We start from the raw sequence: 14,524 nt of genomic DNA, 5'->3' as shown, positions 1-14,524 counted from the left end.
TTGTCGTTGCGAGTCCTGTGTCATTCGCAATTTGTCCCGCAATCCTGGAAGGTCACTGATGAAGAATGCAATTTCGATCGTTTTGTTTGGCGCGGCCCTGTCCGCATGCGGTGGCGGCAGCGATGGCGGCACGCCGGAAGCACCCGTCACGCCGCCCGTCGTGGTCACGCCTCCCGTCGTTCCCGTCGACAGCGTGACGGTGGCATCGGAAGCCGTGGCCAAGCAGGCTGGCCTGAGCGTCATCGCCGGCGCCAGCGCCGATGAAAGCGTGTATGACGTGGCCGCCGATATCGGCGACACGTGGCGCATCACGTTCGACAGTGCCAAAAAAACCTTCAACGTCAAGGTGCTGTCGACGCAGTTCGGCCTGGTCGACCGCAGCGGCACGTTCAGCGCCACCACCACCGGCAATATCACGACCTATGCCGGCACCGACCTGAGCCTGAGTGTCGACGCACGCACGCGCTTGCTGACAGGGACTGTGAAACTGGGCAACATGAATTCCAATGTCAGCGGCAGCGGCTATGCCGTCACGGACGTGGCCAAGCTGGCCGGCAGCTATATCTTCCTGGGCGCCATGCGCAATGCCTCGAACGGCGGCGACCGTTTCAATCCGAAAGGCAGTCTCAAGGTGGCGGCCGATGGCAGCGCGCAACTGTGCAATGGCGGCGTGTTCAATGCGCAAGGCGTGTGTTCCGCGGTATCGCCGCAGCTGGAAGCGGAAAACGCCAGCCTGACCCTGGTCAAGGATGCGAAGAATGGCTTGCTCGTCGCCCGCCAGGGTGACCAGGACTTCGGCATCGTGCACGTGCACGCTGGCGACCGTGGGCTGGCGCTGTTCATCGACCGCTACAGCCGCAACCAGCAGAACGTGCTGCGCGTGGGCACCATCGTGGCGGCCAAACAGCAAAAGATCGGCACCGAAATCGCCGGCAGTTATGCTTGCGCTGCGCCGGGCATCAGCGCGAAGATCGTGGTGGCCGGCAGCACCGCCACCATCAGCAACAACACTGCCGGCAAGACGCACGCCGAAACCATCACCGTCAACAAGCTGGGCCTGGGCGCGCAGGCCGTCGATTTCGATGGCATCGCCGTGTTCAAGGACCCCGCCGACGTGCCGGCGGATTATTCGATGTTCATGCCGGTGTCGTCGAGCATGGCGGTCGAATTCTCGACCGACCGCTCGTATATGGGCACGTGCCTGAAAAATTAAGGGGTGCTGCCACGTGCCTGTGTGAGTAGGTCGGGTTAGCCGGTACGGCGTAACCCGACACCACTATCAGCGTGGCAGTCGTTCCAGCGCATCCATCAACGGCATCGCCGCGTCGGCAATCCGCTCCAGGCTGGCCTCGCGCAGGGCGGCCGTGTCCACCGTGTGGCCGGAGTCCAGCCCGGCCCAGCGCAGTAGCGCCGAACACGCGGCGGGCGTATCGAACATGCCGTGCAAATAGCTGCCGAGGATTTGGCCGTCACCCGACACGGCGCCTTCCGGCCGCCCATCGATGACAAAGGCCGGCTGCGCCAGCGCCGCGCCATGCGAGAGTCCCATGTGGATTTCATAGCCTGCGACGGGCGCATCGGCCGCGCCGGCAAACGCGCAGCGGCCGCTCACCTGTTCCAGGCGTTTTTCGCTTGTCAGTTCCGTCACCATGTCGAGCAGGCCCAGCGCCGTTGAGTCTCCTACCGCGCCTTCCACGCCCAGCGGATCGCGCACGCTTTGCCCCAGCATCTGGAAGCCGCCGCAGATGCCCAGCACCTTGCCGCCGTAGCGCAGGTGTTTGGCCAGATAGGCGGGCCAGCCTTGCTGCTGCAGCCAGGCCAGGTCGCCGCGCGTGTTTTTACTGCCAGGCAGGATCACCAGGTCGGCCGCTGGAATCGGCTGCCCCTGTTGGATGAATTGCAGGTCGACCTCGGGGTGGGCGCGCAACGCGTCGAAGTCCGTGTGGTTGCTGATGCGCGGCAGTTGCGGCACCACCACCTTGAAGGCGCCCCGTTCGGCCTGCATCGCTTCGACGGCGTCTTCCGCGTCGAGAAACAGGCCGTGCAGATAGGGCAGCACGGCCAGCACGGGCTTGCCCGTTTGCTGCTCGAGCCACTCGATGCCCGGTTGTAGCAGCGAGATATCGCCGCGGAAGCGGTTGATGACGAAGCCGATGATACGCGCCCGCTCGCTGTCGGATAGGCACGCCAGGGTGCCGATGATGTGTGCGAAGACGCCGCCACGGTCGATGTCGGCCACCAGGATCACAGGGCAGTCGACGGCTTCGGCGAAGCCCATGTTGGCGATGTCGCGCGCGCGCAGGTTCACTTCTGCCGGGCTGCCAGCGCCTTCGACGACGACGGAGTCGTACTGCTGGCGCAAGCGCGCGTATGATTCCAGCACGGCGCCCATGGCGATGGTTTTATATTGCTGGTAGTCGCGCGCATCCATCTCGGCGCGCACCTTGCCGTGGATGATCACTTGTGCCCCCGTGTTCGATGACGGTTTCAAGAGCACCGGATTCATGTCCGTGTGCGGCGCGATGCCGCAGGCCAGCGCTTGCAGGGCTTGCGCGCGGCCGATCTCGCCGCCATCGCTCGTCACGGCGCTATTCAAGGCCATGTTTTGCGGCTTGAACGGCGCTACCGTCACGCCACGGCGTTTCAACAATCGGCACAAGGCCGCGACGACGGTGCTCTTGCCCGCGTCGGACGTCGTGCCTTGCACCATCAGGGCGGGAAAGGGACTCTTCATGCCTGCTGCTCTTTCTGATTCTCCTGCCACTGCGCGATGATGTCGCTGATCTGGCGCAGCCCTTCGGTAATCGCGGCAGGGCCGGGTGACAGGATGTCGGGCGACTTGATCTCGAACAGCATCTGGTTTCTCACGGCGGGAATCGCATCCCAGCCCGGGCGTGCCGCCAGCTGCGCCGGCTGGAACTTCTTGCCGCACCAGCTGGCGAGGATGATGTCGGGCGCGCGCGTCACGACGGCCAAAGGATCGGCGATGATGCGTTCCTTCGCGCCGGGATGTGCGGACAACTCCGGGAAAGCGTCCGTGCCGCCGGCGATCTCGATCAATTCCGCCGCCCAGCCGATGCCGCTCATCAGGGGATCGTTCCACTCTTCAAAGTACATCACGGGCTTGCGCGCCCAGGCGGCGGCGCGGGTGCGGGCGGCGGCGATGTCGGCGCGCAGGCTGGAGATCAGTACTTTGCCCGCTTCTTCGCGCTGCACCAGCGCGGCCAGCACGGCGATCATGCGCAGGATGCCCTCCACCGTGCGCTGGTTGAACTGGTGCACTTCGATGCCGGCCTTGACCAGGTCGCGGCAGATATCGGCCTGCATGTCGCAAAAACCGATCACGAGGTCCGGTTTCACTGCCAGGATACGTTCCAGGTTCGTGGACGAAAAGCCGCTGATTTTGGTCTTTTCCTCGCGCGCGCGGGGTGGGCGCACGGTAAAGCCGGAGATGCCCGCGATCGTGTCTTCCGCGCCCAGCGCATACAGCGTCTCCACGGCTTCCGTCGACAAACATGCGATGCGCTGGTAGTGGCTCACCGCGTGGCTCACGGCGCCGCCTTGGCTGCAGGAGCGGTGCGGCGCTGGCGCGCCACCTCCAGCTGTTCACACATGGCGGCCGTGCCTTCGATCATGCGCGGGCCGGCGCGGTTGAGCAAATCGCCATTCAGACGGAACAGGTTATTTTTGCGCACGGCCGTCATCGACGGGAAGGCGCGCCACATGGCCAGGCCGCCTTCGCTGCGCGGATCGCTTTTTTCACTGGTGCCGAAGATGACTTCCGGGTCTTCCTGCAGCACGCCTTCCGGGGTGACGACAGGCGCCACCACCTTCATCGCGGCGAATACATTCTGGCCGCCGCACAGGCGCATCGAGTCGCTGATGATGCTCGCGCCGCTCAAGGTGTACAAAGGCTTATCCCACACTTGGTAAAACACGCGCACGGGCGGGCGCTGCGCGTATTGCGCCGTCAAGCTGGCCAGTTTGGCGCGCAGCTGGGCGGCGGCCGGTTTGGCGGTTTTCTCCGTGCCCATCAACTGGCCCAGGCGCTCCATGCTGTCGGGGATGTCGGCCAGCTTGCGCGGTTCGCTGTGATAGATGGGCACCTTCAGCTGGCGCAGCATGGCGATCTGGCGTTCGGCGCTGCCATGCATCCACACGACGATCAGATCCGGTTTCAGGGCGATGATGCGCTCCATGTCGTACTGGCGGTTGTCGCCCACTTGCGTGATCTTCTTTGCCGCTTCCGGATAGTCGCTGTAGCTGACGATGCCGGCGATCTTCTCGCCGCCGCCGGCCGCGAACAGTAGCTCCGTCACATGCGGCGCCAGCGCCAGGATGCGCTGCGCCGGCTTTTCCACAGTGACGGTATTGCCGTCGTCGTCGCGCACGGTGATGGCGGCGTGTGTTTGCAGCGAGACCAGTCCGGCCAGCAGCAGTGCGGTTTTCAAGTGGTTCATATGTGCTTCCATGTGGTGAGGGCCTGCTGCAGGCGCAGCCAGGCGTGTTCGTCGGGGGGCAGGCCCAGGCGGATGCCGTGGGCCGCGTGGCGGAACAGGCGCACCCAGATGCCTGCTTCAGCCATGTGGCGCCAGAAGGCTTCGGCGTGTTCTTCCGGCCACCACTGAAACAGCGCCGTGCCGCTGCTGGCGATGCCGTGTGCGGCCAACAGCTGATGCAGGCGGGCGCCTTCGCCGCGCAGGCGTTCGCGCATCGCTTCCTGCCAGTGCGTGTCGGTGAGCGCAGCCAGCGCCACCTGCTGTGCCGGGCCGCTGACGCTCCACGGTCCCAGCATGTCGGCCAGTTGCACCAGCAGGGCGGGATGGGCGGTGACAAAACCCAGGCGCAGTCCCGCCAGGCCAAAGAATTTGCCCACCGAGCGCAGCACGATCAGGCCCGGCTGGCCTGTGTGCGCCCCGAGGCTGGCGTGCGCTTCCGTGTCGCCAAACGCTTCGTCGACCACCAGCCAGCCGCCGCGCGCGGCCAGCTTGCCCGCCCATTCCAGCAGCAGTGCGGGAGCGATGCGCTCACCGGTGGGGTTGTTCGGGTTGCAGATGACCAATACCTCGCAGTGGTCGACGGCATCGGCCAGCTGCGCATACGGCACTTGCCGCAAGTCGTGACCGTGCTGGCCCCAGTGGTGCGCGTGTTCCGCATACGACGGCGCGGCCACCACCACGCGCGACGGTGCGCGCAGCCGGGGCAGGGCCTGGATGGCGGCTTGCGTGCCGGCGACCGGCAGCATGGCCGGCGCGTCGTAGTACGCGCAGGCGGCAGCGGCCAGCGCGGGATCGGCTTCCGGCAGCCGGTGCCAGGCGTTGGCGTCGGGTGCTGGCGCTGCATACCAGTGCGGGTTGATGCCCGTCGACAGGTCGATCCAGCCGGCGATGGGCCGTCCATATTCGCGCGCGGCGTCGCGCAGGTTGCCGCCATGTTCAAGCAAGGTATTTCCCCTTCAGATAGAACAGGCCCGCCAGCAGCGCCATCCAGATCAGCCACAACACGGCCGTCTCGGCCACCAGGCGCCAGGCGCGGTCGATGTCGCGCGCTTCGGCGGGACGACCGCTGCCCAAAGGCGGGCGGCGTTCCAGCTCGCCGTCGTAAATGGCGTCGCCGCCCAAAGCCAGGCCCAGGGCCCCGGCGCCGCTGGCCATCACGGGGCCCGCGTTCGGACTGCCCCAGTTGGGCGCCTGCGTGCGCCAGCAGTGCCAGGCGCGTTTTTTGTCGGCCATGTTCTTGCCCAGCATGACATACGACAGGGCCGTCAGGCGCGCCGGCAGGTAATTCAAGACGTCGTCGATGCGCGCGGCGCAGCAGCCGAACCAGTCGTAGCGCTCGTTGCGGTAGCCCCACATGGCGTCGAGCGTATTGGCCAGCCTGAATAGCACGGCGCCGGGGCCGCCCGCCACGGCAAACCAGAACAGGGTGCCAAACACGGCGTCGTTGCCGTTTTCCAGCAGGGATTCGGTGCTGGCCTTGGCCAGGCTGGCCGCATCGGCGTTGGCCGTGTCGCGGCTGACGATGCGCGCCGTCAGCAGGCGCGCGTTGTCCAGGTCATCGATGGCCAGGGCGTCGGCAATCGGTTGATTGTGGTCGCGCAGGCTGCGCAGGCCCAGGCAAAGATAGAGCAAGAAGACGTGGAGGGCGGCGCCGGCCAGGCCGCACAGCCAGTAGGCGGCATAGCTGATGGGCAGCACGGCCAGCAACCACGCCAGCGCACCGCGCAGCAAACGCCCACGGCCCCGGTTCAGCAGGCGTTCCAGAGCGTTGGCGAAGCGGCCAAAACCCACCAGCGGATGCCAGCGGCGCGTTTCTCCCAGCAGCAGGTCGAGCAGCACGCCGGCCGTCATCAAGGCGGTCAGCATGGGCAGCGACAGCCCGCTCAGCATGGGCCACCTTTCAGGTACAGGGGCAAGCCGGCGGCGACAAACACGGCCTTGTCGCAGACGGCCGCCACGGCCTGGTTCAAGCGGCCCGCTTCATCGGTGAAGCAGCGCGAAATGGCGCCGTAGGGCACGATGCCCATGCCCACTTCATTTGATACGAGCACAATGTCGCAAGCTGTGTCTTCGATTTCCGCCAGCGCATACAGCAGGTGCGCGCGCTCGCTGTGGAACAGTTCGGGCAGCGCGATGTCGCCCACGTCCGGATACGTCTCGCCGCTGGAAAACATCAGGTTCGTCAGCCACAGGGTCAGGCAGTCGACCAGCAGCAACCGGCCGGGCCGGGCTTCCCGCAGGATGGCGTCGCCCAGGCGCAGCGGTTCTTCGATAGTCACCCACCCGGCCGGGCGCTGCGCACGGTGATGCGTGATGCGCGTGGCCATCTCGCCGTCGCCCGCCTGCGCGGTGGCGAGGTAGAGTACCTCCTTGCCGGACTCGCGGGCCAGCTTTTCCGCATAGGCGCTCTTGCCGGAACGGGCGCCGCCGAAGACCAGGGTGCGCGTCATGGCGCTGTTACCACTCGGTGCCGATTTGTGCGCCGATGCCGGCCGCATACGCATGCTTGACGACGGCCATTTCGGTGACGGTGTCGGCGATTGCGATCAGTTCGTCCGGCGCGCCGCGGCCCGTGATGACCACGTGCTGCATGGCCGGGCGTTCCAACAGGTCGGCAATGACTTTATGCACGTCGAGATAGTTGTACTTGAGCGCGATATTGAGTTCGTCGAACAGCACCAGGCCGTAGCTGGGGTCGGCCAGGAAGGTCTTCGCCTGCTCCCATGCCAGTTCGGCTTTTTCGATGTCGCGCTCGCGGTTCTGCGTTTCCCAGGTATAGCCTTCGCCCATCGCATGAAAACTGATTTCATCGGGGAAGCGGCGCAGGAATTTTTCTTCGCCCGTCGACATGGCGCCCTTGATGAACTGCACCACGCCGACTTTCATGCCGTGGCCCATGGCGCGGATGGCCATGCCGAAGCCGCTCGAGCTCTTGCCCTTGCCATTGCCCGTGTTGACGATGATGATGCCGATTTCCTTGTCGGCCTTGGCGATGGCCGCATCGATGATGGCCTTTTTTCTCTCCATGCGCACGCGGTGGCGCTCGTTGATGGCGGCGGTGTCCGCGTCGATGTTATCGTTCATTGTTGATCCTCTTTTGGTATGAATATCTTGCGTTTGCCGTGCTCGATGATCTCGATCGGGTGGCCCAGGTAGTCGCCCAGGATGGATGCCTGCATCACGTCGGCCACGGGACCGGCCAGCCAGCCGCCATCGCCCATCAGCAGCAGCGCATGGGTCGAAACGCTGTGCGCCAGGTTCAGGTCATGCCCCACCATCACCACGGTTTTATTCTGTTCGCGGCACAGTTTAGCCAGCAGGCCCATGACGCTGACCTGGTGCGCCAGGTCGAGCGCGTTGGCAGGTTCATCGAGCAGCAGCAAGGGTGTATCCTGCGCCAGCATGGCGGCAATCGCCACGCGCTGACGTTCGCCGCCGGACAGGCTGCGCACATCGCGCTCGGCCAGGTGTTCCACTTCCATCGAGGCCAGCGCCGCCAGGGCGATGCGCTGGTCGTCGCTGCCTTCCCAGTAATGGTTGTCGTGATACGGGTGGCGCGCCGACAGCACGGTTTCGATGACGCGGTACGAGAACGCATCGTGGCGCGCCTGCGCGAGGAAAGCCCGTTCGCGCGCAAGTGCGTCGAGCGGCCAGTCGATCAGGGCGCGGCCCTGTATCGTCACGTGGCCGGCATCCGGTTCGCGCAAGCCGGCCAGGGTGCGCAGCAAGGTGCTTTTGCCGGCGCCATTGCGGCCGATCACGCTCCAGCATTCGCCATCTCTGATATGCCAGATGAGGTTTTCCACGAGACAGCGCGTGCCCGCCTTCAGGCCGAGTTGGTAAGTACGTATCATGCTTGTTTCATCCCCTGCGCAAGCGGTGCAATTGGTACAGGAAGACGGGCGCGCCTATCATGGCCGTGACCACGCCGACCGGTAGTTGCAAGGGCGCCAGCACGGTGCGCGCCAGGGTATCGGCCAGCACGAGGAAGGTGCCGCCGGCCAGCGCGGCGGCCGGTATCAGCAGGCGATGATCGGGGCCGCAGGCAAAGCGCAACGCATGCGGCACGATCAGGCCGACGAAGCCCACGCTGCCGGCGCTGGTGACGGCGCTGGCCGTGAGCAGGCCGGAACAGAAGAACAGGCCCTTGCGCAGCGCGCCCACGCGCACGCCCAGGGTGCTGGCCGCTTCTGCATGCAGCGCCATGACGTTCAGCGAGCGCGCGTAGCGCAAGGCGAAGACCAGGGCGCCGGCCAGGACCAGCCAGGGCATCAGCCGCGCCGGTGCGCCGGACAGGTCGCCGATCATCCAGAACACCATGCTGCGCAAGCGGCTTTCCGGGGCGATGGACAGCATCAGGGTGACGATGGCCATGCAGGCCGAGGCCAGGATCACGCCCGTCAGCAGCAAAAGCGAGGCGCCCCCTTCGGCCGCCGTGCCGCCGCGCAGGTCGCGCCGGGCAAAAAAGTACAGCAGCATCGATACGCCGACGGCGCCGGTAAAGGCGGCCGCATCGACCACCCACAGCGCGCACATGAACAGCAGCGCGGCCAGTGCGCCGACGGAGGCGCCGGCGGAAATGCCCAGCACATACGGGTCGGCCAGGGGATTGCGCAGCAGCGCCTGCATCATGACGCCGGCCAGCGACAGCGCCGCGCCCGTGACAAAGGCGGTCAGCGCGCGGCCCAGGCGCAGGTCAAGCAAGGTGGCGGCGAGAGTGTCGGTCTTGCCCTGCACGACATGGAGCAGGGCGGAAGGCAGGTCGGCGAGCGGGATCGCGATCGAACCGATCATGCCGGAGAAAATCAGGCTGGCAATCGCGCACACGATCAGCACCGTGAGGATCACGGTGGCGCGGTGGCGCATATTGCGGAAAAATGGGTGCATGTACTGCCTTAAAAACGGGGACTGCAGAACTGCATCTGCTGGCGACGGCGGCATGCCATCGCCCGCAGCTTACATCATTACTAGGTGCTTATTTCATGCCGTAGCGTACGCCAACGAAGAGGTTCGAGCGTGGCGTCGCGTAGAAACGGCTCAGTTCATAGTCTTTGTTGGTGATGTTGTTCCAGCGTGCCAGCACCGACCAGTCACGCGCGAACTGGTAGGTGGTGTACAGGTTCAGCAAGCCATAGCCACCGAGGGTGCTTGTGTTGGCGGGATCTGTAAAACGTTTGCCCGACAACTGCCATTCCGTACCGGCGGTCAAGCGACCGGTCGTGTAATCGACAGCGAAATTGGCGTGTTTTTTCGCGCGGAGCACCAGTTGCTTGTCGAGCGATTCATTGCGCGGATCTTGCAGGTCGATATTGCCGCTGACGTTGAAGGCACCGAATTTATGCGCGCCAGCCAGTGTCACGCCTTCGAGCAGAGCTTTGTCGACATTCGTGCTGCAGCCATAGCCTGGTTTCCAGCCAATAACTGGGCAAGCCGCTACGTAGTTGATCATATCGGTAATCTTGTTATGATAGTAGATCGCGCTCAGTTGCGATTGGCCGTCGTTGTAGTGCAATCCAATTTCAGCATTGCGGCCTTTTTCTGGCTTGTTCGTGGGGATGCCAAAATCAGGGTAGTACAGATCGTTGAAGGACGGTGCGCGGAAGCTGGTGCCATAGCTGGCGCTGGCGCGCAAAGCGTTGCTGAAACGGTAGCCATAGGCGACGCTGCCCGTGTTGTGCGTCCCGTACACCGAGCTGTCGTCGCGACGGCCGCTGATGCTGGCCAGGTGAGCGCCGCGCACCAGGTTGTACGATGCCGCGAAAGACTTTGTATTGCGTCCGCCGGACAGGCCTTCGAGCGAGCTCACGACGTCTTCGTCACGGTATTCACCCAGCAGTTGCAGGGTGTCGCGGCCGAGGAGAATATCGTTTTGCCAGCTGATGTCAGTTTGCTTGGTGTCGAACTGGCTTCTGCCGGAGGTGCCTGCGGCGGATACTGCGGTCAGTTTGTCCTTCGATTCTGCGTAGCGCAGCTCGCTGGTCCAGTTCGGCAAGAACTGGTTCTTCGTGAAGACCGAAATGCTTTCCTGCTTCTTGTCGTTGCGCGCGTCGAAGTTCAAGCCCGCATCGTATTGTGCATCCAGTTTGCTGTTCAGGAAAACCAGGCCGACGTCATGTCCCTTGGCCATCTGGTAGCCAAACTGGCCGCTGACGCTTTCCTTGTCGTAGCCGTCTTTATCGCCGTTATAGGAAAAATTACCAGGTTTGGTGGCGGAATATCCATCCGATTTTTCCTTGCCCGCAGTCAGCGCGTAGCTGAAACTGTTGTTGCCACCGGTAGAGCCGGCAACGCTGGCTTCCAGCTGGCGGGTGTTGTCGCGGCCGTAGCCGGCGAAGGCGGAAAAGCGCGTCGCGCCGTCGCCTTTCTTGGTAAAGATCTGGATCACGCCGCCGACCGCATCGGCGCCATACATGGTGCTCAGTGGGCCGTAGACGATTTCAACGTGGTCGATGCTTGACAGCGGCAGGGCGCTCCAGCTGGCAGTGCCAGATGTGGCGGAGCCGATACGTACACCATCGACCAGCACGATATTCTGGTTGCTGTTCGCACCGCGGATGAAGACGCTCGAATCGGTGCCTGGGCCGCCATAGCGATTGACTTCAATGCCGCGCTGCTTTTGCAGCAGATCGATCAGCGTACCGGCGCCCGAGCGCGCGATGTCTTCCGAGCTGATGGTCTGCGTATCGCTCAATACTTCGCTCAGATGCTGCGGGTAACGGTTGGCGGTAACGATGATGGGATCGAAGGTGTCCGGCGTGGCTTGGGCGAAAGCGGTAGGCGCGGCAATGGCTAGCGCGAGCGACGTGAGCGCCGCGTGGCGGGAAACAGCATGGGTCATGATAGTTTTCAGTAAGTAATATGCAACCAGCCGACGTCCCCGTAGGCCAGATTGAACAGAAGTGGGAACTGAAGATGACGATCGAAGATGGCCATGGGCCATTCGGATCGCGAACATCCCCGTTCGCACACTTCCACCTGTCCTGGCCGGTATCCGGGCTGGCAAGTGCGGCTATCCCACCTTCCCATGCTCGATGATTGCAAGCACAGTGGTTGTCAGAGATAGCTTGTCGCCCGCTTCCTGTTGCGAGGGGCGACACTTGCTTACCGTTGCGGGGGCAGCACACGTTCGCCGCGGTTGCGGCATCGTGTTTCCCGTTTAACTGCGCTCATGGACATGAACGCGGGCACCAAAACCCCGCCATTATACGTGCAGCAGGCGTGGACTGAAATGGCTGGCTGGACGATTCGATATCAGAAATCGACGACGACCGTCGCACCGTAGGCGATTTTATGGGCGGAACGGGCGGCCAGCAGAGCCGCTTCCTCCAATGGCAGCCGGGCTTGCAGTGCCGACAGCAGGCGGATGGTGCCCGCATGGCAGATGAGGATGGCCGTTTCGTGTTGTTCGCGCAACAGGTCGCCTAAAAACGCATCGACACGGGTGGCCATCGCCAGCACATTCTCGCCTCCACCGGGGCGGTACCAGGCCAGGTCGGCCGCCCAGGCATCGATGTCCGCGCGCGCAATCGCGTGCCAGGGCTGCATTTCCCACGCGCCGAAATCCATCTCGGCCAGCCGCGCGTCAAGGCGCAGGACGCTGGAAGGCAGGTCTTGCGCCAAGGCTGTCGCCAGGCCGGCGCAGCGGCGCAGCGGACTGGCGTAGAGCGGTACGCCGGCCGGCAAAGTCGCTTGCAGGCTGGCGCGCACCGTGGCCATTTCGTGCGGCGCCACCGCCACGTCGCTGCGGCCATAGCAGGTGCCGCTGGTGACTTGCGGCGTGGGGTGGCGAACGAGGATCAGGCGCATGCTTGTTTAGTAGAAGCGCAATGGAGGTTGAAAGCTGGACAGGATGGCCAGGTAAATCGCCACTTCCGCCACCTGCTGCACGGCGCCCAGGCAGTCGCCCGTGTAGCCTTGCAGGCGGCGCTGGCATTTGCGGCCCAGCCAGAATGCGGCAGCTGCCGCCGCCACGACGGCAAAGACCAGCGTGGCCCAGTCAAATATGCCCAGCAGGCCGCAGGCGATGGCGGGCAGCAGGCCGCAGAGGGTGGCGATGATGAATTCAGCGGTGCTCATCTCTTGCGCCATCGGCTTGGCCTTGCCTTCGTCGCGCGCGTAGGCCATGAGCCAGATCAGCGACACGGCGGCCAGGCGCGAGAGCGGGTGGGCGATGAATAATGTCGCCACCACCTTTGCAGGCGGCAGTGAAGCGAGCGCCGCACACTTGATCGCCAGCAGGCAGAGGATGCCGATGGCGCCATACGCGCCGATGCGCGAATCCTTCATGATTTCCAGCACCCGCTCGCGCGTCATGCCACCGCCGAAACCGTCGCACATGTCGGCAAAACCGTCTTCATGGAAGGCGCCCGTCAGGTAGATGCCGGCGGCGACGGCCAGCAGCACGGCCACCGCCGAAGGCAGGAGCCAGCTGGCCACCAGATACACGGCGCCACTGATGGCCGCCACCACCACGCCGACCAGTGGAAAGTAGCGCGAGGCGTGCTGCAGCCAGGCCGGCTCGAAACCCACCCAGCGCGGTATTGGCAGGCGCGTGAAGAACTGCAGCGCGATGAAGAACAATCGGCACTGGTGGATGGCGGCGGAAACGGGATTGGTCATCGTCTTAGTCTGGCGTGGACTTTTCGCTGACCTGGGCCGAGGCAAACGTCGCCATCTCGCGCATGAAGTTGACGGCCGCGTGCAGCAGCGGCAAGGCCAGCGCCGAACCCGTGCCTTCACCGAGGCGCAAATCGAGGTGCAGCAGTGGACGCGCGCCCAGGCTTTCCAGCAGCTGGCGGTGGCCATTTTCATCGGAGCAGTGCGAAAACACGCAGTAATCGAGAATGGCCGGCTGCAAACGGGCCGCCACCAGCAAAGCGCTGCTGACGATGAAGCCATCGATCAGCAAAATCATGCGCCGTTCGGCCGCCTTGAGCATGGCGCCGGCCATCATGGCGATTTCGAAGCCGCCAAAGGTGGCCAGCACGTCGAGCGGCTCATTGACTGCCGCGTGATGGGCGGCGGCCGCTTCGATCACTCGTTGTTTATGCAACACGCCATCTTTCGACAGGCCGGTGCCGGCGCCCACGCAATCGGTGACGGGCGTGCCCGTCAGCTTGTGCATCAGTGCCGCGGCAGCGGTGGTGTTGCCGATACCCATTTCGCCAAAGCCCAGCACATTGCCATCCAGGGTGGCGACCAGCTCCATGCCCGCCTGCATGGCGGCCAGGCATTGTTCCTGGCTCATGGCGGGTTCCTGGGCGAAGTTGCGGGTGCCGGGGCCTTGCTTGCGGTCAAGCAAGCCGTCGCGCGGGCCGAAATCATGGTTCACGCCAGCGTCTACTATATAGAGAGCGCAATCGGCCTGGCGGGCGAAGACATTGATGGCGGCGCCGTTGCCGAGGAAGTTCTCCACCATTTGCCAGGTCACGCTTTGCGGATAAGCGGAAATGCCTTCCGCGACGACGCCATGGTCGGCCGCGAAAACGATGATGGCAGGCTGGTGCAATGCCAGTTGCGTGCCTTGCTGGATCAGGCCGATCTGATGGGCCAGGGTTTCCAGCATGCCGAGGCTGCCCAGCGGCTTGGTCTTGCTATTGATGGCGTGTTCGAGTGCGCTGGCCAGGGCGGGATTGGCGGTAGAGGTAATGTGTGGGATAGGCATGGGAATCTATATGGATGAGGCAGGGTATGGTCGGCACTACGATATCACACAGCAATATTTGCCCAGATGCAAATTAGCGCTTGCGGGGAGTTCGGGCCAGGGCTATAATTTGCCCCCTCGCTGAACGACGCATGCAAATGCCGAGTGAGACGAGAGAAAAGAAGGAGTTGACGGATTTAGCGAAATGCTTCATACTCTTCCTTCTTCGCAGCTGACAAACACAACGCTTTGTCGATAGCGCGAAAGTAGCACCGAATACAGTTCTTTAACAATTAACAGTCGATAAGTGTGGGCATTTGATGTAAGTGCAGCGTCAATCTTCGGATTGGCGTCTAACTTAAAATATCAAATGTTCACAAGA

14 protein-coding genes and 1 riboswitch are annotated in these 14,524 nt (G+C 63.8%); of the genes, 1 reads left to right on the top strand and 13 read right to left on the bottom strand.

Annotated elements, in window-relative coordinates; genetic code table 11:
• Positions 1-58 precede the first annotated feature (58 nt).
• A complete protein-coding gene (locus KO539_RS21835; protein WP_219311705.1) occupies positions 59-1,213 on the top strand; it encodes a hypothetical protein in 1,155 nt (384 codons plus the stop codon).
• 66 nt (positions 1,214-1,279) lie between these two features.
• Here KO539_RS21835 and KO539_RS21830 read toward each other — a convergent pair whose 3' ends face one another.
• The 13 genes from KO539_RS21830 to cobT form a co-directional block, all read right to left on the bottom strand.
• A complete protein-coding gene (locus KO539_RS21830; protein ID WP_219311703.1) occupies positions 1,280-2,734 on the bottom strand; it encodes a cobyric acid synthase in 1,455 nt (484 codons plus the stop codon).
• The gene (locus KO539_RS21825) at positions 2,731-3,552 is read right to left on the bottom strand and encodes an ABC transporter substrate-binding protein (protein ID WP_219311701.1); all 822 of its coding nucleotides are present in this window, start codon (positions 3,550-3,552) and stop codon (positions 2,731-2,733) included. The genes KO539_RS21830 and KO539_RS21825 overlap by 4 nt, the downstream gene beginning before the upstream one ends.
• Complete coding sequence (locus KO539_RS21820; protein ID WP_219311699.1) at positions 3,549-4,460, bottom strand: cobalamin-binding protein; 912 nt, start codon at positions 4,458-4,460, stop codon at positions 3,549-3,551. Before KO539_RS21820 ends, KO539_RS21825 begins: the two co-directional genes overlap by 4 nt.
• Entirely contained in the window at positions 4,457-5,443 is a 987-nt protein-coding gene (gene cobD, locus KO539_RS21815) for a threonine-phosphate decarboxylase CobD (protein ID WP_219311697.1), read from the bottom strand. The genes KO539_RS21820 and cobD overlap by 4 nt, the downstream gene beginning before the upstream one ends.
• Positions 5,436-6,389, bottom strand: coding sequence for an adenosylcobinamide-phosphate synthase CbiB (gene cbiB, locus KO539_RS21810; RefSeq protein WP_219311695.1), 954 nt, complete (start codon positions 6,387-6,389; stop codon positions 5,436-5,438). The genes cobD and cbiB overlap by 8 nt, the downstream gene beginning before the upstream one ends.
• Positions 6,383-6,949, bottom strand: coding sequence for a bifunctional adenosylcobinamide kinase/adenosylcobinamide-phosphate guanylyltransferase (gene cobU, locus KO539_RS21805; RefSeq protein WP_176388135.1), 567 nt, complete (start codon positions 6,947-6,949; stop codon positions 6,383-6,385). The genes cbiB and cobU overlap by 7 nt, the downstream gene beginning before the upstream one ends.
• Positions 6,950-6,956: 7 nt before the next feature.
• Positions 6,957-7,583, bottom strand: coding sequence for a cob(I)yrinic acid a,c-diamide adenosyltransferase (gene cobO / locus KO539_RS21800; RefSeq protein ID WP_219311693.1), 627 nt, complete (start codon positions 7,581-7,583; stop codon positions 6,957-6,959).
• A complete protein-coding gene (locus KO539_RS21795; protein ID WP_035824908.1) occupies positions 7,580-8,353 on the bottom strand; it encodes an ABC transporter ATP-binding protein in 774 nt (257 codons plus the stop codon). Before KO539_RS21795 ends, cobO begins: the two co-directional genes overlap by 4 nt.
• 7 nt (positions 8,354-8,360) lie before the next feature.
• Complete coding sequence (locus KO539_RS21790; RefSeq protein ID WP_219311690.1) at positions 8,361-9,386, bottom strand: iron ABC transporter permease; 1,026 nt, start codon at positions 9,384-9,386, stop codon at positions 8,361-8,363.
• Positions 9,387-9,474: 88 nt separating this feature from the next.
• Positions 9,475-11,454, bottom strand: a complete 1,980-nt coding sequence (locus KO539_RS21785; RefSeq protein WP_257626398.1) for a TonB-dependent receptor domain-containing protein — start codon at positions 11,452-11,454, stop codon at positions 9,475-9,477.
• Between the two features lie 9 nt (positions 11,455-11,463).
• A riboswitch (cobalamin riboswitch) is annotated at positions 11,464-11,706 on the bottom strand.
• A gap of 44 nt (positions 11,707-11,750) precedes the next feature.
• Positions 11,751-12,305: a histidine phosphatase family protein gene (locus KO539_RS21780; RefSeq protein ID WP_219311688.1), complete on the bottom strand. Its 555-nt coding sequence runs from the start codon at positions 12,303-12,305 to the stop codon at positions 11,751-11,753.
• A 6-nt stretch (positions 12,306-12,311) separates the two neighbouring features.
• Positions 12,312-13,118, bottom strand: coding sequence for an adenosylcobinamide-GDP ribazoletransferase (locus KO539_RS21775; protein WP_219311687.1), 807 nt, complete (start codon positions 13,116-13,118; stop codon positions 12,312-12,314).
• A gap of 4 nt (positions 13,119-13,122) precedes the next feature.
• Positions 13,123-14,163 (bottom strand): nicotinate-nucleotide--dimethylbenzimidazole phosphoribosyltransferase, encoded by a 1,041-nt coding sequence (gene cobT / locus KO539_RS21770; RefSeq protein ID WP_219311685.1) that lies wholly within the window; start codon positions 14,161-14,163, stop codon positions 13,123-13,125.
• Positions 14,164-14,524: the final 361 nt, after the last annotated feature.

Origin of the sequence: Janthinobacterium sp. NKUCC06_STL (assembly GCF_019345455.1) — a bacterium.
Classification (GTDB): Bacteria; Pseudomonadota; Gammaproteobacteria; order Burkholderiales; family Burkholderiaceae_D; genus Janthinobacterium; species Janthinobacterium rivuli.
This window is presented reverse-complemented; position numbering and strand designations above follow the sequence as displayed.

What these genes read in the sequence shown, in the direction of transcription:
- KO539_RS21835 (WP_219311705.1), top strand. Translation starts at nt 59, where the DNA reads ATGAAGAATGCAATTTCGATCGTTTTGTTTGGCGCGGCCCTGTCCGCA.
- KO539_RS21830 (WP_219311703.1), bottom strand. Translation starts at nt 2,734, where the DNA reads ATGAAGAGTCCCTTTCCCGCCCTGATGGTGCAAGGCACGACGTCCGAC.
- KO539_RS21820 (WP_219311699.1), bottom strand. Translation starts at nt 4,460, where the DNA reads ATGAACCACTTGAAAACCGCACTGCTGCTGGCCGGACTGGTCTCGCTG.
- cbiB (WP_219311695.1), bottom strand. Translation starts at nt 6,389, where the DNA reads ATGCTGAGCGGGCTGTCGCTGCCCATGCTGACCGCCTTGATGACGGCC.
- cobU (WP_176388135.1), bottom strand. Translation starts at nt 6,949, where the DNA reads ATGACGCGCACCCTGGTCTTCGGCGGCGCCCGTTCCGGCAAGAGCGCC.
- cobO (WP_219311693.1), bottom strand. Translation starts at nt 7,583, where the DNA reads ATGAACGATAACATCGACGCGGACACCGCCGCCATCAACGAGCGCCAC.
- KO539_RS21795 (WP_035824908.1), bottom strand. Translation starts at nt 8,353, where the DNA reads ATGATACGTACTTACCAACTCGGCCTGAAGGCGGGCACGCGCTGTCTC.
- KO539_RS21790 (WP_219311690.1), bottom strand. Translation starts at nt 9,386, where the DNA reads ATGCACCCATTTTTCCGCAATATGCGCCACCGCGCCACCGTGATCCTC.
- KO539_RS21785 (WP_257626398.1), bottom strand. Translation starts at nt 11,454, where the DNA reads ATGTTCGCGATCCGAATGGCCCATGGCCATCTTCGATCGTCATCTTCA.
- KO539_RS21780 (WP_219311688.1), bottom strand. Translation starts at nt 12,305, where the DNA reads ATGCGCCTGATCCTCGTTCGCCACCCCACGCCGCAAGTCACCAGCGGC.
- KO539_RS21775 (WP_219311687.1), bottom strand. Translation starts at nt 13,118, where the DNA reads ATGACCAATCCCGTTTCCGCCGCCATCCACCAGTGCCGATTGTTCTTC.
- cobT (WP_219311685.1), bottom strand. Translation starts at nt 14,163, where the DNA reads ATGCCTATCCCACACATTACCTCTACCGCCAATCCCGCCCTGGCCAGC.